We start from the raw sequence: 15,631 nt of genomic DNA, 5'->3' as shown, positions 1-15,631 counted from the left end.
GCTCCTCTCGGCTCGAATCATCGTGCGCCCGCGAGAATTTCGGTCGCCGCCTGCAGGGCCAGCACGCCGCGGGCGGCGTCGGGCCCGGAGTGGTCGCGCTGCGGCGCGGCCGCGGGCGTTCCCTCCCGGACGGCTCGGGCGATGGCCTGCCGTTCTCCGGCCTCGAAGGCGCCGAAGGTGCGCCGCAGCAGCGGCAGGGTCGCGACGAATTGCTCCTCGTCGAGCTCGCGCAGCCAGGAATCTATGCGCCGCAACAGGTCTCGGTCGTGGACGAGCAACAGGCCGCGCCCGCCCAGGAAACCGTCGATCCACGCCGCCTTCTCCGCCGGGCTGTGGCCGATCGACAGGGCCGCCGACAGCCGCCGCGCGGCCTCGGCGTCGGCGATGATTCCGCCATCGCAGAGCAATCGGACCGCGCGGCCCACCAGCGCCCCGTGCACGTCGTCGCGATCGGCCAGCAGGCCGAGGGCCGCCAGCCAGGACCGGGTGGCGTGCGCATCGTCGCGCGTCGCGATGGCGACGTGGGTGGCATCGATCAGGCCGCGAAGCTCGGTGGCGGCATCGGTATCGAGACCGGTGACGGCGCCGGGTAATCCGGCGCAGATGCGCAGGAGCAGGCCGTCGGCGACCCGTGCCAGCGCGCCCAGGTCGGTGCTGCGGACGTCGCCGTAGCGCAGTGTGCGGATCAGCCCCGGTAGTGCGGCGAGCAGGTGGGTGACGTCGTGATCCAGCGCGGCCACCGCCTCCAGGCGAGCGACCAGACCGTCCACCGCACCGCCGAGATCGGCCAGCAGCGCGGCTTCCAGGGCCGCGCTGATATCGGCGACCGTGGCGTCGGCGGCGCCGGCTCGGTCGAGGATCATCGCCTCGGCCGCGGCGCGGATGGTCGTGCCCCAGCGCGACGCCTCGATGACCGCGACCGACAGGCCGGGCTCCCACCGCAGCGCCCACGATTCCCGGAAGGTTCCGGTATTGCGCACCTCGCCGGTAACCGGTGTGCCCCAGTCGATTCCGAGCAGTCGCAGCCGATGCAGCAGATGCGACCTGGCCACATCGCGGTCCTTGCGCAGATCCAGGTCCAACTGCTGGGCCAGGGCCTGCTGTTTGAGTCGCAGGGTGCGTGCCTGAGCGCGCAGATCGGCGTCCAGCGGGACGGTCGGCGTGCTCTCGGGCACCGAACCGAGCGCCTCGCCGACGACCAGTTCGGTGCTGACGAACCGCAGCATCGACTCGTCGCCGTCGCAGAGCACCGACCGCGTGGCATCGGTCACCTCGGACAGTCCCGGCGCGGGACGACCGCGCAGCGCGGCCAGGGTATCGGCCAGTCGCACCGACTCGATGATGTGCGCACTGGAGACCGGCAGGTCACGGGCGCGCAGCGCACCGGCCACCCGGGTGAACCAGCGTGCGATCGGTTCGTCGGTCCGGGTGAACAGGTGGTGATACCAGCCGGGTGAGGTGATGCCCGCGCCGTATCCGGACGAGCCGGCCAGCCGGGAGTGGGTCCACGGTACCCAGGTCAGCGTGGCCTTCACCTTGGGAAGTCCCTTGAGCAGCCGGGAATCTGCCGCGGCCGGACCGAGTGTCCCCGCCAGCGCCGGCGCATGCCACGCCCCGCACACCACCGCGATGCGGCGCGCGCCGCTCTTCAGCGTCCGGCGTATGACCTGCCGCATATATGCTTCGCGCTGCAGAGTACGCAGGTCGATGCCGCCGGGCAGGCGCGCCGAGGGTGCGGACGAATCCGGTTGTGGCGCAGCATCTCCCGCATCGTCGCCCGGGCTTCCGGCGTCCCGATGCTGGGTGGAAGGCGCGGCCTCCTCGGCTCCGGGATCGGTGCCCGACCCCGCGGGTACGGGCCCGTCCCCGGCCGCGGCGCGCAGTGCGCCCATGGCCTCGGTGATGGCGTCGAAGATCTCGGTGCCGTCGCCGCTGGGATCCGACGAGGATTCGATGACGGCGTCCCACCACCGCTCCGGATCGTCGTACCCACCCGCGGTGGCCAGAGCGGCCAGCGGATCACCGCTGTCGCCCGGCTCGGTGTCGAGAGCGAGGGTGTTGGCGGCCGGAAGATCGCAGAAGCTCACGGGCACAGCGTGTTCGGACGCGTACCGCAGCGCCTGCCACTCCGGGGAGAACACCGCGAACGGCCAGAAGGCCGCCCGCGAGGGGTCGTTCGGGGCATAGGCCAGCAGTGCCACCGGCGGTTCCATGCCCTCGGCGCCGACATAGGCGACGAGCGGATCGGCGTCGGCCGGTCCTTCGATGAGGATCGCATCCGGGCGGAAACGCTCCAGCGCCCAGGACAGCGAGCGCGCCGACCCGGGACCGTGGTGGCGGATGCCGAAGATGCGGGTCCGCGGTTCGTCGAACGCGACGGCGTCGCCGCTCATCCGTGCACCTCACGGCAGGCGCGGTAGAAGTCGGACCAGTCGGGCCGTTCGCGGACGACGGCCTCGAGGTACTCGGTCCACACGACGGCATCGGCGACCGGATCCTTGATCACGGCGCCGAGTACGGCTCCGGCGACATCGCTCGCGCGCAACACCCCGTCGCCGAAGTGCGCCGCGAGCGCGATGCCGTTGGTGAGCACCGAAATCGCCTCCGCCGTCGACAATGTGCCCGACGGCGACTTCAATTTGGTCCGGCCGTCCTCGGTGATGCCGGAGCGCAGTTCGCGGAACACCCGCACCACCCGCCGCACTTCTTCGGCGGCGGCCGGAATCGGCGGCAATTGCAGTGCGGCGCCGAGCTGTTCGACCCGCCGGGTGACGATCGCGACCTCGTCGTCCTCACCCGCCGGCAGCGGCAGCACCACGGTGTTGAACCGGCGGCGCAGCGCGGAGGAGAGTTCGTTGACGCCGCGGTCGCGGTCGTTGGCGGTGGCGATGACATTGAAGCCCTTGGCCGCCTGCACCTCGATACCGAGTTCGGGCACCGGCAGCGTCTTCTCCGACAGCACCGTGATCAGTGCGTCCTGCACGTCGGAGGGAATGCGGGTGAGCTCCTCGACCCGGGCGATCGCACCGGTGCGCATCGCGGTCATGACCGGCGAGGGCACCAGCGCGCCGGCGCTGGGCCCTTCCGCGAGCAGGCGCGCGTAGTTCCAGCCGTACCGGATCGCCTCCTCGGCGGTTCCGGACGTCCCCTGTACCAGCAGGGTGGAGGCGCCGCTGATGGCGGCCGAAAGATGTTCCGACACCCATGTTTTCGCGGTACCCGGTACGCCCAGCAGCAACAGCGCGCGATCGGTCGCCAGCGTGGCGACCGCCACCTCCATCAGGCGTCGCGGGCCCACGTACTTGGGGGTGATCACCGTGCCGTCGGGCAGGGTGTCGCCGAGCAGGTAGGTGACCACGGCCCAGGGCGACAGCCGCCACGACGGTGGCCGCGGGCGGTCGTCGACGGCGGCGAGGGCTCGGAGTTCGTCGGCGTAGGCCTGTTCGGCATGGGGGCGCAGCAGGTCGGCGGGTGGGTTCTGGGTGGTGGTCATGCCAGCTCCTCGAGCATCAGGGTGCGTTGGGTCAGATCGTCGGCGAGGCGGTCGAAGGCGCTCTGCCAGTACGGGTCCGCGCAGCGGCGGGCGGCGACGGTCACCGCCGCGACGGCGCGGACCGGGAAGTTGATCGCGGCACTGCGCAGCAGCGTGCGATAGGAGGCGGGGGACAGCCCGGCCGCGCCGGGACGGGCGGCGGCCAGATGGGCGCGATCGAGCAGCAGCCGGACCAGGTGTTCGGCCAGCGACTGTGGCCACGGCCGCGGGAGCGCCGAGACGAGCAGTTCGAGTTCGGCCAGCCAACTGCTGTCCAGGCCGCACAGGTACCGCACCCGCCGGTCGATCGGCAGCAGGGCGAACAACTGCTGTCGCAGTCGCGGATCCGCACCCAGGGTGGGCGTGGTGGTCAGCACCTCGAACAACGGAATCGCCCAGTCGGAATCACCCTGCGCGAGAGCGGCTTCCGCCCACCCCGCGGCGACCGGTCCGAGGATGTCGTCGGGCAGCCGCAGCGCCGTGGCGGCCTCCGCGGAGCCGCACAGCTGTTCCCAATGTCGCAGCGGGGTGGCGGCCATCAGTCGGCGCAGCCGTTCGGCATCCACGTCCGCCCCACCGTCGCGGCGGTAGGCCACCGGGTCGAGCCGGTCGGCGAGTCCGTCGCGGCGAGCCGCGTCGTCGAGATCGCGCGGCAGGTGCGCCTCGAGCCGGCCGGACCGGACGGTCAGCCACCGGCCGGCGCGCTCACGCATCCGTTCCGCGAACGCCGAATCCGGCAGGTGGGCGAGGAGATCGGCGGCCGTGCGGCGAACTTCGGGCCGCGCGTCGTCGAGGGCCGATTCGAGCAGCGGCTCGTCCTCGGGTCCGACTCCGGCCGCCAGCACCGCCAGCAGTTCGGCCCGGCCGCGCGCCGGCTCCCGGCTCCAGGTGTCGGTGAGGGCGTGCCGGGCGGCCGCGGCGTCGCGGGCGCGCAGCGCGGCCAGCCAGCTCCGGCGTTCGGCGGGCCGGCCGTGCGTCCACACCTGGGGATCGTCGTCACCGGTCCGCAGCAACGGTCGCCAGCGGGGATGCAGCGCCGCCAGCCACCGGCCCCGGGCGCCCGCCAGGCGCAGCAGCGGAACCCGCAGGGCGGCTTGGCTTCTCGCGGCCTCGAGAAGCGTGGCGCAGAGTGCGTCGGGTGCGCGCCGGTCGCCGGGCAGCGCGGCCTCGAACCATTCCGCGAGCATCGGTGAGCCGTCCGCCAGCAGGTGTCGCAGCCGCTGCGCCGCTGCCCGCGGCAACTGGGCGCGATCGTCGTCGGCGGCCGGGCCCGGCAACTCGGCCCGGACCGGTGGCACCCCGCCGCGGTGATAGAGCTCCTGCAGCGCCGCCGCCCCCAGCACGGCGTGTTCGGGAGTGTCGGCGCGAGCGGCTGCGCTCACCGCGGCGGCCGGCCCGCTCGGCTCGAGCGTGCGCCGGGCCGTTCCCAGCAGCGCAACCGGCACGATCGTCTCCGACGAGGCCGGGACCGCGGTACCAGGGGTCGGTATCGCCTCGAGCGATTCGGTCTCGACCCCGACGAGTTCGCCGGCCACCAGAGCCGAGACGGGAACGAATCCGGCCGCGGTCCATTCACCGATCACCGTCAACGGATGACCGCCCGACAGTCCGATCAACTGCCACGGGACCTCGACGGTCGCGGCGATGGGCACCGCTGTGCCGTCCGGCTCGGCGAGATACCAGCCGGCCGTTCCCGGGCTGGGGACCACGTCCGCCAGCAGCATCGGCCACCCACGCAACCACGGATCGGCGCCCAATGCCCGCGCGTGGGCCTCGAGCTGTCCGGCGATGGACGCGGACTCCGACACGATGGTGGTGAACGGTTCCGGTTCGCCGTGGCGTACGCCCCAGACCGCGCGCAGCGGCATCGCCCCCGGGTAGTAGTGCAGGTCCGCCTCGACCATGGTGCCCGGAATCGGCAGCTCGCCGGCGAAACTCGCACTGCCGAAGCTGTGGTCGAGGACATGGGCCCAGCGTTGTGTGTCCCGGCCCAGCAGCAGAGTGCGGCGGGTGAAGACCCGTTCCTCCTCGGTGATCCGCACCCCGAGCACCATCCACCGGTCGCGGACCGCGGGCTCGCCGCCGCGGACCTCCTCGGCCTTGGCCGGATAGCCGATATGGGCGCGCACGCCCGCAGCCAGCGCGGGCGGCAGTTCGTCGAGCCGCCGGTGCGCACCGATCAGCAGATGCAACCGGGCGTATTCGCTGAGCAGAATCGCCGGCCACTGTTCGACGCCGAGGGTGCGGCGCGGCAGTTGCCGCAATGCTGCCGCCACCCCCGGCGCCTGTGAATCCACCATGCGGGCGGCCACGGCCTCCAGGGCCGCCGCGGAATGGTCGGCCTGGGCCAGGCCGGTACGGATCTGGTCGCTGAGCCACACGTCGAGATCGTCGAGTCCGGCGGTCACTCGCGCCCGTCGTTGGTCGAGCGTCGACTGTTTGGTCGCGCGCGTCGCCGGCTCGGCCGGTTTCGCGGCCCGTTCGGCCCGGCCCGCCAGCCACTCGGCCGCGAAGTCGGCGGGGGCGTCGGCCGCCGCGACGGTGCCTTGCGACCAGAGCAGTAACAGCGACAGCGCATGTTTGCAGGGAAATTTCCGGCTGGGGCACGAGCAGCGATAGGCGGGCCCCGACAGATCGACGATCGTCTGATATGGCGTCGCTCCACTGCCCTTGCACCGCCCCCACAGCGCGCTGCCGTGGACGCCGGTGCCCAGCCATGCGGTGGTGAGCTTGCGGGCGGCGCTCACCGACGCGGCGTCGGGCGCCAGGGCCAGCACATTGTCGGCGGTGACGGCATAGGTCGCGGCCGGAGAGGTCGTCACGTGTTCCCCCGTTCGTTCGGTACCCCCGGATTTGTACCCGACCCCACCGACAACATCGCGCGGCCGGTTGGCGGAGCCGCCGGCCGGGCGGTCGCAACCGGGTTCGCTCATGGATTGCGAGATGAATTGCCCTGGCGCGGAATGTGATTGCAGGATCAAGCACTGTTGTGAATGATCGTGATCTCTGGCATTCTGACCTGTTCGGTTGAACCGAGCCACCCGTCAGGGGTGTAACCCGTGGAACTGCCCGGCCGGGACGGCCGAGGGGTGGACATCGGGCGGTTCGACCGCTCGATGGCCATGCGTCCCGCCCGGGCCGGTTCTCCGGTAGCGTTCGCGACGACGAGTCGTGCGCGAGGGCCGGGAGGGGTAGTGGGGCAAGAGCAGGGGGAGGTCGCGCCGCGACTACGAGACCTGGTTTCGGCTCGGCTGCAGGCGGATTCGTCGGTGAGCCCGGAGGTAGCGCAGACGGTGCTGGCGGCGCTGGGGGAGTCCGCCGAGGCGGGCGGCGCCGGGCCGCGGTCCGGAGTGTTCCTGCGTGCCATCCGCGTCCGTGGCTTCCGCGGAATCGGTCGTGAGGCCGTCCTGCGCATCGCGCCCGGACCCGGTCTGACGCTGGTGGTCGGTCGCAACGGGTCGGGCAAGTCGAGTTTCGCCGAGGCCACGGAACTGGCACTCACCGGCGTCAACCGGCGCTGGGAGGGCAGATCCGCGGTCTGGCGCGACGGCTGGCGGAATATGCACTGCGAGAAGGCTCCCCGGATCGCGATCGATCTGATCGCGCAGGAACGCGGCCCGTTCACGATCGAACGCACCTGGGCGGACGGTGACGACCTGGCCGGAGGTAGCTGGACGCAGCGCGAAAACGGCAGCGACAGTGCCGAATTCCGGCCGCAGGACTGGGCGCGCGCCCTGGAGCTGTATCGGCCGTTCCTGTCCTACAGCGAACTCGGCGCGGTGGTCGACGGCCGCCCCAGCGACCTGTTCGACGCCCTGCATCGGCTGCTCGGGCTCGACGACATCAGTGCCGCCCTGGACCGGACCCGCACGCGCCGAATCGAATTGGAACGCGCCGCGAAACAGTCCCGGGACGGCCGGCAGGCCCTGCTGGACGAACTGAGCACCGTCGCCGACGAGCGCGCCGAGCACGTCGCCGACATGCTGCGCGCACCCACACCGGACCTGTCCGCGATCGCCCACGAACTCGCCGGCGCCCGCCACGACCCCGGCGGCGTCGCGGCACTGCAGGCCGTCGCACGGCTGCGCATCCCGGCTCCCGCCCAGGTCGAGGCCGCCGCCGAGGCGGTGGAGCGGAGCACCGCCGAACTGCTGGACCTGGCGACCGGCGACCTGGAAGCCGAACTCCGCGTGGTCGAACTGCTGCGTGGCGCCCGCGACCACACCGAGGACGGCGAATGCCCCTGTCCGGTCTGTGGCCACGGCCGGCTCGATTCGCGGTGGCGGCGCGAGGCGACGGCCCGGATCGAGGCCGTCGAGCGGCGCGCCGCCGTCCTGACCGCCGCCCGGGGGGCGCTGGGCGAGGCGATCGCCGCGGCTCGGGCGCTGATCGAACCCGTGCCGCCGGAACTGGAATCGACCATCGCCGCACCCAATATCGATCCCGTGGACGCGCATCGTGCCTGGACAGCCTGGTCCGCCTTGCTCGAGGTAGAAGCGGGCGCCACGCTGGCGGCCCGGATGCGCGGCGCGCACGCCGAACTCGCCGTGCGGCTGGACGTGTTGCAGCGAGCCGTGCACAAGGAACTCGATCGCATCGATGCGGTGTGGACGCCGCTGGTCCCGCGCATCGCCACCTGGTTGCACGAGGCGCGGCTGGTGGCCGCGGCCGAGGCCGAGCTGCGTACCGTCCGCCGCGCCGAGGACTGGCTGAAGTCGGCCGCCGCCGGCCTGCGCGACGAACGCCTCGCCCCGCTGGCCGAGCACGCCCGGCGCATCTGGGGCGGATTGCGCCAGCGCAGCAATGTGGATCTCGGCGCGATTCGCCTGCAGGGCAACGCCGGCGCCAGTCGCAAGGTGCTGCTCGACGTCACCGTGGACGACTCCGGCGCCGCCGCGCTCGGAGTGATGAGCCAGGGCGAACTGCACGCGTTGGGCCTGGCCCTGTTCCTGCCGCGGGCCACGGTGGCCGAAAGTCCGTTCGGATTCGTCATGATCGACGACCCGGTACAGGCGATGGACCCGGCGAAGGTCGACGGACTCGCCCGCGTGCTGGCCGCGGTGGCGCGCAGCGGACGCCAGGTGATCGTGTTCACCCACGACGAGCGGCTGGCCGAGGCGGTGCGCCGGTTGCGTTTGGACGCAACGGTTCTCGATGTGCAGCGGCGTGAACACTCGCGGGTCGAGGTGCGCGCGGTCGAGGATCCGGTGCAGCGCTATCTCGCCGACGCCCGGGCCCTGCTACGCACCAGGCAGCTGCCCAAGCCGATCGCGACCGAACTGGTCATCACCTGCTGCCGATCGGCGATCGAGGCGGCCGCATTGGCCCGCGCCCGGCGGGAACTGCTGGCCGCCGGGATCGATCACCGCGAGGTGCAGCGCCGCGTCGATCGGGCCCGGACCACCTGGGAGACGGTCGCTCTCGCGGTCTTCGGTGTCCCGGACCGGGTCGATGATCTCAACGACTATCTCGACCGGGAGGCGCCGTGGGCGCGCGCGGTCGTGCGCGATGCCACCGCCGGAGCGCACATCCGCATCCAGCGCCGCTCGGGCGATGTGATCTCTGGGACGAAGAGATTCGTGACATGGCTGAATCCGTGAGCCCGACCGTGGCGCAACGCCTGGCGGCGGCCGCGGAACTGCTCGACGGCACGGTCACCGACGCGGGCGGCCTGTGGTCGCGGGCGACCGTGTGGATCCTGCGGATCGCGCTGGAGCAGTCGGTGGACCGGCTGTGGGCGCGGGTGTCGCCGCCCCTGGCCCGGTGCAGTATGCGCGCCCAGCTACTGGCGCTGGACAGCTGCGCCGGCCCCGACGTCGCGGGCCGGGTCGCCGGATTGTGGGCGACGCTGTCGCGGGCCGGGCATCACCTCGATTCCGAACCCGCGCCGACCCTGCACGAACTGCGTGACTGGTACGGCGAAACCGCCCGGCTGGCCGAGGAACTCGACCGCATCGGCCGAGCGGATGTGCCGGCCGTCTTCGGCCGCCGCCGGAACAGGTGAATCGCCGGCGGCGATAATCGTCCGATGGCCGACACCTTTCCCGAGCGTCCGGACGACACCGACCGCTGTCCGTGCGGTAGCGGCGACGAGTTCGGGCAGTGCTGCGGCCCGCGCCTGGACGGCACCCGCCCGGCGCCGACCGCCGAGGCGCTGATGCGTTCGCGCTACACCGCCTTCGCCGTCGGCGATCGCGACTATCTGCTGCGGACGTGGCATCCGCGGACCCGGCCGCGCCGGCTGGTACTGGATCCCGCGCAGCGCTGGATATCGCTGCAGGTCTTCGGCACCGAAGCGGGCGGCCTGTTCGACGACACCGGAGTGGTCGAATTCCGCGCCACCTACCGATACGACGGCAGGCGCGGCGTGCTCTCCGAGTGCAGCAGGTTTGCCCGAGTCGACGGCCGGTGGGTCTACGTCGACGGAGATATCGAATCGTAACCGGCTCGTAAAAAGTTCCCAGTGGTCTCCCATTACCATAATGGGAATACATTTCCGATTAGAATAGATAGCGAAGGAGTTGCCGTTAACGTGGACAGCCGCGCGGTGACTACCGGGAATCCGGGCCCTCAGTAGGGTCACCGCATGGCGCGAATCGCGATCGAATACTGCACGCAATGCCGGTGGTTGCTACGGGCCGGATGGATGGCTCAGGAATTGCTGAACACCTTCGGCACCGACCTCGATGAGGTGGCACTGGTTCCCGGAACCGGCGGCGTCTTCCGGATCACCGTGGACGGTGAGCAGATCTGGGAGCGTCGAGCCGACGGCGGCTTCCCGGATATCGCCGGGCTGAAACAGCGCGTGCGCGACCGCATCGATCCCGCCCGCGACCTCGGCCACATCGATCGAGGCTGACGCGGTACGAATGATCTCGGACGTACTCTCGGTTACAGGGAGTACGAGGAGGTGCGAGATGAGCACTCAATTCTTCGAGGCGACTCCGGTCGAGGACACTGCCGGACCCGTCGCCCACACGACCAGCGGTGCGGTACGCGGATTCCGCACGGGATCGGTTCACGCGTGGCGCAGTATCCCCTACGCCGCGGCACCCGCGGGCCCGAAGCGGTTCGCGCGGCCGGAACCGCCCGAACCCTGGTCGGGAGTGCGTGACTGCACCGAATTCGGCGAGATCGCGCCGCAGACCATGGGCGATATGGTGCCCGTGGACTCGGGGCTGCGCATGGGCGAGGACTGCCTGTGGGTCAACGTGTGGGCACCGGCCGCCCAACCGGTGCAGCCGCGTCCGGTGATGGTCTGGCTGCACGGCGGCGCCTACTGTCTGGGCACGGCGGCCCAGGCGATCTACGACGGCTGCCGGATGGTCGAGATGGGCGACGTGGTGATCGTCGCGGTCAACTATCGGCTCGGCGCACTCGGCTTCCTCGATCTGTCCTCGCTGGGCGACGGGTTCGTCGCCAACCTCGGCCTGCACGATCAGATAGCGGCCCTGGAATGGGTGCGCGACAATGCCGCCGCCTTCGGCGGTGATCCGGGCAACGTCACGGTCTTCGGCGAATCCTCCGGCGCGGGATGCGTCACCGCGCTGCTGACCTCGCCGCGGGCCGCGGGCCTGTTCCATCGCGCCATCGCGCAGAGTCCACCCGCTACCACCGTCTTCGGCCCCGATCGGGCCGCCGGGGTGGCGAGCCGTTTCCTGGAATTGATGGATCTGCCGCCCGAACGTGCCGGGGAACTGCTGGAATGCCCCATCGAGCGGATCGTGGACGCGGCCGGCATCCTGCTGGACGAGGTGCCGCTGCAGTCGCCCGGGCGCCTGGCCGCGGCGCCGGTGGTGGACGGTGATCTGCTGCCCACCTATCCGACCGACCGCTTCCAGCAGGGCCGCTCGCATCGCGTACCGCTGATCATCGGGACCAACAAGGACGAGGCGTCGCTGTTCCGGCTGTTCCGCTCGCCGATCATGCCGGTCACACCGGATGCGGTGAACGCGATGCTCAACGCCGTCGCGGGGGAACACCCCGGGCTGTCGCACGAGCGGATCGCCGAAATCACCTCCGCCTACCCGGATCTGGCCAAGACGCGCGGCGCGCTGGCGATGTCGACCGATGCGGCGTTCCGGATGCCGGCGCACTGGGTCGCCGATGCGCATTCCCGGCACAGCCGCACCTGGATGTACCGCTTCGATCAGGCCACGCCGATGCTGAAGGCGGCGCGCGTGGGCGCCGGCCACGCCACCGAATTGCCGTACATCTTCGGCAATTTCGGCTCCTTCGATCACGACCCGACCTTCTGGCTGGGCGGTCGCAAGGTCGCGAGCGAGGTCTCGGGCCGGATGATGCGGCGCTGGCTGGCCTTCGCCGAGCACGGGGTGCCCGCGGCGCTGGACGGCTCGAAGCATTGGCCGCCCTACCGCGAATCCACCCGCACGACACTGGTTGTCGACGCCGTGGACCGGGTCATCGACGATCCCGATCACGATCTGCACACCGCCTGGGGTGACCAGGCGGTCGGCTTCAGCTGAGCCGGCTCAGACGCCGCTGGGCTGTTCGGCGCGCTTACCGAGCAGCACCGGCAACCGGCTGTAGCCGTGCAGGGTGAACAGCGGCCGGCGCTGCGGGCGACCGGCCAGCACGAGATTCGGGAAACGCTCGAACAGCGACCGCAGCGCGTATGTGCCCTCCATCCGGGCCAGGCTGGCGCCCAGGCAGGCGTGGATGCCGCTGGAGAACGTCAGATGATCCTTGGCGTTGGCACGCGTGACGTCGAAGCGGTGCGGTTCGGCGAACACCTTCGGGTCGCGGTTGGCGCCCGAGAGTGACAGCACCACCGTGCTGCCCCGGTGCACGGTGATACCGCCCAGCTCCACATCGCGCCCGGCGATGCGGCCGGTGTTCTGCACCGGGGCGTCGAAGCGCAGGATCTCCTCGATCGCGTTGGGCCACAGCTGCGGATCCTCGCGCAGCAGGTCCAGCTGATCGCGATGGTTCACCAGCTGGACGACGCCGTTGCTGATCAGATTGACCGTGGTCTCGAATCCGGCGCCCATCAGCAGCGTCGCGGAGGCCTTCAACTCGGTGTCGTCCAGGGTGCCGGAACTCACCAGGCCGGACAGGATGTCCTCACCCGGCTCGCGGCGCAGCCGCGCGATGTGCGCGTCGAGGTAGTGGTCCATTTCCACAATGGCCGCCGAGGCGTCGCGGGTGGTGCGCCAGCTGATGCCGATGTCGAGCATCGGCGAGACGGCGTCGCCCCAGGCCAGGAAGTGGTCCCGGTCGGCGTCGGGGAAGCCCAGCATTTCGGAGATGATCGCGATCGGCACCTGGGAGGCGAAGTCGGCCACCAGATCCGCCGAACCGCCGGAGGGCAGGGCGTCGAGCAGTTCCGTGGTCACCGATTCGACGCGCTCGCGCAGCCGGGCGATCGCACGCGGAGTGAATGCCGAGGCCACCGGCTTACGCATCCGGGTGTGGTCGGGCGGATCGATCACCAGCATCGACGGCGGCTGCACCGGATTGGGCGGCAGCGTCGCCAGATCCATCAGCGGACGCAGCGGTCCGGGCACGAAACCCTCGGCCGCCGCGACCGTGAAGGTGGAGTCGCGCAGCACGGTACGCACCAGCTCGTAATCGGTGGTCGCCCAGCCGAGGGGGGAGTGCACCAGCCGTCCCTGCGCGCGCAGGGATTCCAGCAGTGGTATCGGATCCTGGAGCGCCTCGGGGCTGGACATCAGTTGTGCCACGGTTTCGCCGCGCCGGGCGTAGGTCTTCAAGACCAGCCGCGGCGTGCCCTGCACCACCAACCACCGAAACCAGTACTGCGGCTTCATCGCCATCCCCGTTCGTCGTCCGGTTCCCTGACCCCCACACTACGGAGTAGCGGGCGAGCCGAAAACGGACTGCGGGTGGATCGTCGTGCCCTACCCGGGTAGGAGATCAGGACCGCCGCGCGGTGACGCGCTCGGTCTCGATCCGGTGCGCGACTCGAGCCGGATCCGGGGCGCTCACCTGCACCAGCGAGGCCCCGGCCGCGTACACCGCGAGCAGTCCGTCGATCAGGTCGGCGGTGGTGTCCCAGTCGGTGCTGGACAGCACCCGGTCGCTCGCGGTAAACCCCTGCCGTTCGGCCGAGGCCCGGGCCGCCGCCACGGTCTCGGCGACCGTGGCGCCGTCGAGGGCGGCGCCCGCGCCCGACGGGTGGAACTGGTCGCCGTGCGCACGCACCGACGTGGCGTAATCGGTGATGCCGACCGGCAGATCGGCGACCGGCATGCCCATCGGATCCAGCGACAGCGCGGCCACCTCGGCGATATCACCGGCCTCGTCGATACGCGCGGCCGAGACCAGGGCGAGTTCGGCGTCGGCGTCCGGCCGCAGCACCACTTCCGTGCCCGCCCACCAGCAGCCGAGCAGGACCGCGGCGGTCTGCCAGTGCGCGGGCAGCAGCACCGACACCCGTGCGCCCGGGGCGAGGCCGAATTCGTCGCGAATCATATTGGCGGTCTTGGCCGCCCAGTTCGCCAGCGTCAGCCCGGACAGTTCGATGCGGGCGCCGGTGCTGTCGTCGTAGTGGGTGATCCGCGGCGCCGCGGGCTCGCGGGCGAGGATCGGGCCGAGCAGGGCATCGGTGAGAGTGTCGTTCAGTTCACGCATTTCGGTCCGTTCTGGCCGGCGTCGATGGGAGGCGCGGGCGGCACCGGTGCCGCGGTGCCCGAGGCCGGCGAGGTTCCCGACATGTCGAACAGACTGCCGGCCGCCGAGCCCGGACCAGAGTAGTCATCGGCGAGTACCACGCGCACCGCGCCCTCCGGCACATCCGGTTCGGCGACCACGGTCAGGCCGCCGAGCGCCTCGGCGACCGCCTTGGCCTTGGGATCGGAACTCGAGGCGGCGAGCACCCGGCTGCTGCGCACCGGCGCACCCGGCCAGTTCCCGACGTTTTCGGTGTGAAAACCCTTGCCGGTCAGAGCCTGCGCGACCTGGCCGGCCAAACCGCCGGTACTGCCGGCGTTGTAGACGTCGGCGGTGACCGAACTCGGCGCGGCGGCCCGGTCGCCGTCGTGGTCGTCGACGCCGGCGCCGACCGCCGCCGCGACGAAGGATTTCACCGATTTCGGGTCGACCTTCACCACCGATTCGCCATCTGCGGTGGTCCCGTCCAGATCCTGCACCGGAATCGTCTCGAAATTCACCTTCCCGCCGGACAGATCCTGTAGCTGATGCATGAACGCGACCACATCCCAGTCCTCGTCGAGCACGATCGTGCGCCCGACGGCATCGGCGAGCTCACGCAACTTCCCCGGATTGGCGAGGATGCGCGCGTTGAGTGCCTTGTTCACCAGCGAGGCCATGAACACCTGCTGACGCACGATCCGGTCCAGATCGCCGCGCGGCAGATCGTGGCGCTGGCGCACGAAACTCAGTGCCTGCGCCCCGTCGAGCCGCTGCTGTCCGGCAGGGAAATCCGCACCCGAGAGCGGTTCGTCCACCGCGTTGTTCAGGCATACGTCCACGCCGCCGACGGCATTCGTCAGCAGCACGAATCCGAGCAATCCCACCTCGGCGTAATGGTCGACGGTGACCCCGGTGAGATTGGCGACCGACTTGATCAGCGCCTGCCGGCCGGCCTGGGTGGACTTCTGCTCGATCTGGGAGTCCGACAGACCCTGCGCCGCGTATTTCTGCCGGGCGTTCTCCTTGGTCGCGCCGTAGGCGGAGTTGATTTTGCCCTTGCCGATACCGGGAATGTCGACGTAGGAGTCGCGCGGAATCGAGATCGCGGTCGCCGAACGGCCGTCGTTGGGCACCCGGACCAGCACGATGGTGTCGGTATTGGTGCCGACCTCGTCGCCGGCGTGCAGCATGGCCCGTTCCCGGTCGTTGAGCGGATTGCCGTGCGCGTCGGTGCGGCTGTCGATGCCGACCATCAGAATGTCGACCGCACCGTCGTGGCCGCCGCCCAGGCCCAGATTGCCGATTCGCTCGATACCGGAGATCAAGGAATCCACGCTGTGCCAGCCGAAGCCGGTGACGATGAACACCACGGCCGCGGCCGCCGCGGCGAGCATCCGCCCGGGACGATTCACCTCGGGGCTGGTACTCGGGCGAACACCGCGAGCTCGCGGGATGCGGCCGCCG

General features: G+C 70.9%; 11 protein-coding genes. 5 read left to right on the top strand and 6 right to left on the bottom strand.

Going from position 1 to position 15,631, the window contains the following annotated elements; translation table 11 throughout:
* Positions 1 to 17: 17 nt before the first annotated feature.
* The 3 genes from NA3_RS24030 to NA3_RS24020 are packed head-to-tail and all read right to left on the bottom strand — an operon-like array spanning position 18 to position 6,354.
* Positions 18 to 2,393, bottom strand: coding sequence for a DUF5682 family protein (locus tag NA3_RS24030; protein WP_062965911.1), 2,376 nt, complete (start codon positions 2,391 to 2,393; stop codon positions 18 to 20).
* On the bottom strand, positions 2,390 to 3,493 hold the full coding sequence (locus tag NA3_RS24025; protein WP_062965910.1) for an ATP-binding protein: 1,104 nt from the start codon (positions 3,491 to 3,493) through the stop codon (positions 2,390 to 2,392). Before NA3_RS24025 ends, NA3_RS24030 begins: the two co-directional genes overlap by 4 nt.
* Positions 3,490 to 6,354, bottom strand: a complete 2,865-nt coding sequence (locus tag NA3_RS24020; protein WP_063917714.1) for an SWIM zinc finger family protein — start codon at positions 6,352 to 6,354, stop codon at positions 3,490 to 3,492. Before NA3_RS24020 ends, NA3_RS24025 begins: the two co-directional genes overlap by 4 nt.
* Before the next feature lie 372 nt (positions 6,355 to 6,726).
* Here NA3_RS24020 and NA3_RS24015 point away from each other — a divergent pair, with 372 nt between their 5' ends.
* The 5 genes from NA3_RS24015 (at position 6,727) to NA3_RS23995 (ending at position 12,018) form a co-directional block, all read left to right on the top strand.
* Positions 6,727 to 9,132, top strand: a complete 2,406-nt coding sequence (locus tag NA3_RS24015; protein ID WP_062965909.1) for an AAA family ATPase — start codon at positions 6,727 to 6,729, stop codon at positions 9,130 to 9,132.
* A complete protein-coding gene (locus tag NA3_RS24010) occupies positions 9,117 to 9,536 on the top strand; it encodes a hypothetical protein (protein ID WP_062965908.1) in 420 nt (139 codons plus the stop codon). The genes NA3_RS24015 and NA3_RS24010 overlap by 16 nt, the downstream gene beginning before the upstream one ends.
* Before the next feature lie 24 nt (positions 9,537 to 9,560).
* A complete protein-coding gene (locus NA3_RS24005; RefSeq protein ID WP_062965907.1) occupies positions 9,561 to 9,974 on the top strand; it encodes a YchJ family protein in 414 nt (137 codons plus the stop codon).
* A gap of 144 nt (positions 9,975 to 10,118) precedes the next feature.
* Complete coding sequence (locus tag NA3_RS24000) at positions 10,119 to 10,391, top strand: Rdx family protein (protein WP_062965906.1); 273 nt, start codon at positions 10,119 to 10,121, stop codon at positions 10,389 to 10,391.
* A gap of 58 nt (positions 10,392 to 10,449) precedes the next feature.
* Entirely contained in the window at positions 10,450 to 12,018 is a 1,569-nt protein-coding gene (locus NA3_RS23995) for a carboxylesterase/lipase family protein (protein ID WP_062965905.1), read from the top strand.
* 6 nt (positions 12,019 to 12,024) lie between these two features.
* Here the strand turns inward: NA3_RS23995 and NA3_RS23990 are convergent, their stop codons facing one another.
* From NA3_RS23990 to NA3_RS23980, 3 genes are all read right to left on the bottom strand, one after another.
* Positions 12,025 to 13,323, bottom strand: a complete 1,299-nt coding sequence (locus NA3_RS23990) for a cytochrome P450 (RefSeq protein ID WP_062966039.1) — start codon at positions 13,321 to 13,323, stop codon at positions 12,025 to 12,027.
* Between the two features lie 106 nt (positions 13,324 to 13,429).
* Positions 13,430 to 14,146, bottom strand: a complete 717-nt coding sequence (locus tag NA3_RS23985; RefSeq protein WP_062966038.1) for a TIGR03089 family protein — start codon at positions 14,144 to 14,146, stop codon at positions 13,430 to 13,432.
* Positions 14,134 to 15,561, bottom strand: coding sequence for an LCP family protein (locus NA3_RS23980; protein ID WP_062965904.1), 1,428 nt, complete (start codon positions 15,559 to 15,561; stop codon positions 14,134 to 14,136). The genes NA3_RS23985 and NA3_RS23980 overlap by 13 nt, the downstream gene beginning before the upstream one ends.
* Positions 15,562 to 15,631 lie beyond the last annotated feature (70 nt).

The organism is Nocardia africana NBRC 100379, from assembly GCF_001612635.1.
In the GTDB taxonomy this organism is placed as follows: Bacteria; Actinomycetota; Actinomycetes; order Mycobacteriales; family Mycobacteriaceae; genus Nocardia; species Nocardia africana.
The sequence above is the reverse complement of the archived record's forward strand: the minus strand, read 5'-3'. Positions and strand labels throughout refer to the sequence as shown.

Bases quoted from the DNA above. Each gene is read 5' to 3' on its own strand.
- NA3_RS24005 (WP_062965907.1), top strand. From the start codon at position 9,561: ATGGCCGACACCTTTCCCGAGCGTCCGGACGACACCGACCGCTGTCCG.
- NA3_RS23995 (WP_062965905.1), top strand. From the start codon at position 10,450: ATGAGCACTCAATTCTTCGAGGCGACTCCGGTCGAGGACACTGCCGGA.
- NA3_RS23990 (WP_062966039.1), bottom strand. From the start codon at position 13,323: ATGAAGCCGCAGTACTGGTTTCGGTGGTTGGTGGTGCAGGGCACGCCG.
- NA3_RS24030 (WP_062965911.1), bottom strand. From the start codon at position 2,393: ATGAGCGGCGACGCCGTCGCGTTCGACGAACCGCGGACCCGCATCTTC.
- NA3_RS23980 (WP_062965904.1), bottom strand. From the start codon at position 15,561: ATGCTCGCCGCGGCGGCCGCGGCCGTGGTGTTCATCGTCACCGGCTTC.
- NA3_RS24025 (WP_062965910.1), bottom strand. From the start codon at position 3,493: ATGACCACCACCCAGAACCCACCCGCCGACCTGCTGCGCCCCCATGCC.
- NA3_RS24010 (WP_062965908.1), top strand. From the start codon at position 9,117: ATGGCTGAATCCGTGAGCCCGACCGTGGCGCAACGCCTGGCGGCGGCC.
- NA3_RS23985 (WP_062966038.1), bottom strand. From the start codon at position 14,146: ATGCGTGAACTGAACGACACTCTCACCGATGCCCTGCTCGGCCCGATC.
- NA3_RS24000 (WP_062965906.1), top strand. From the start codon at position 10,119: ATGGCGCGAATCGCGATCGAATACTGCACGCAATGCCGGTGGTTGCTA.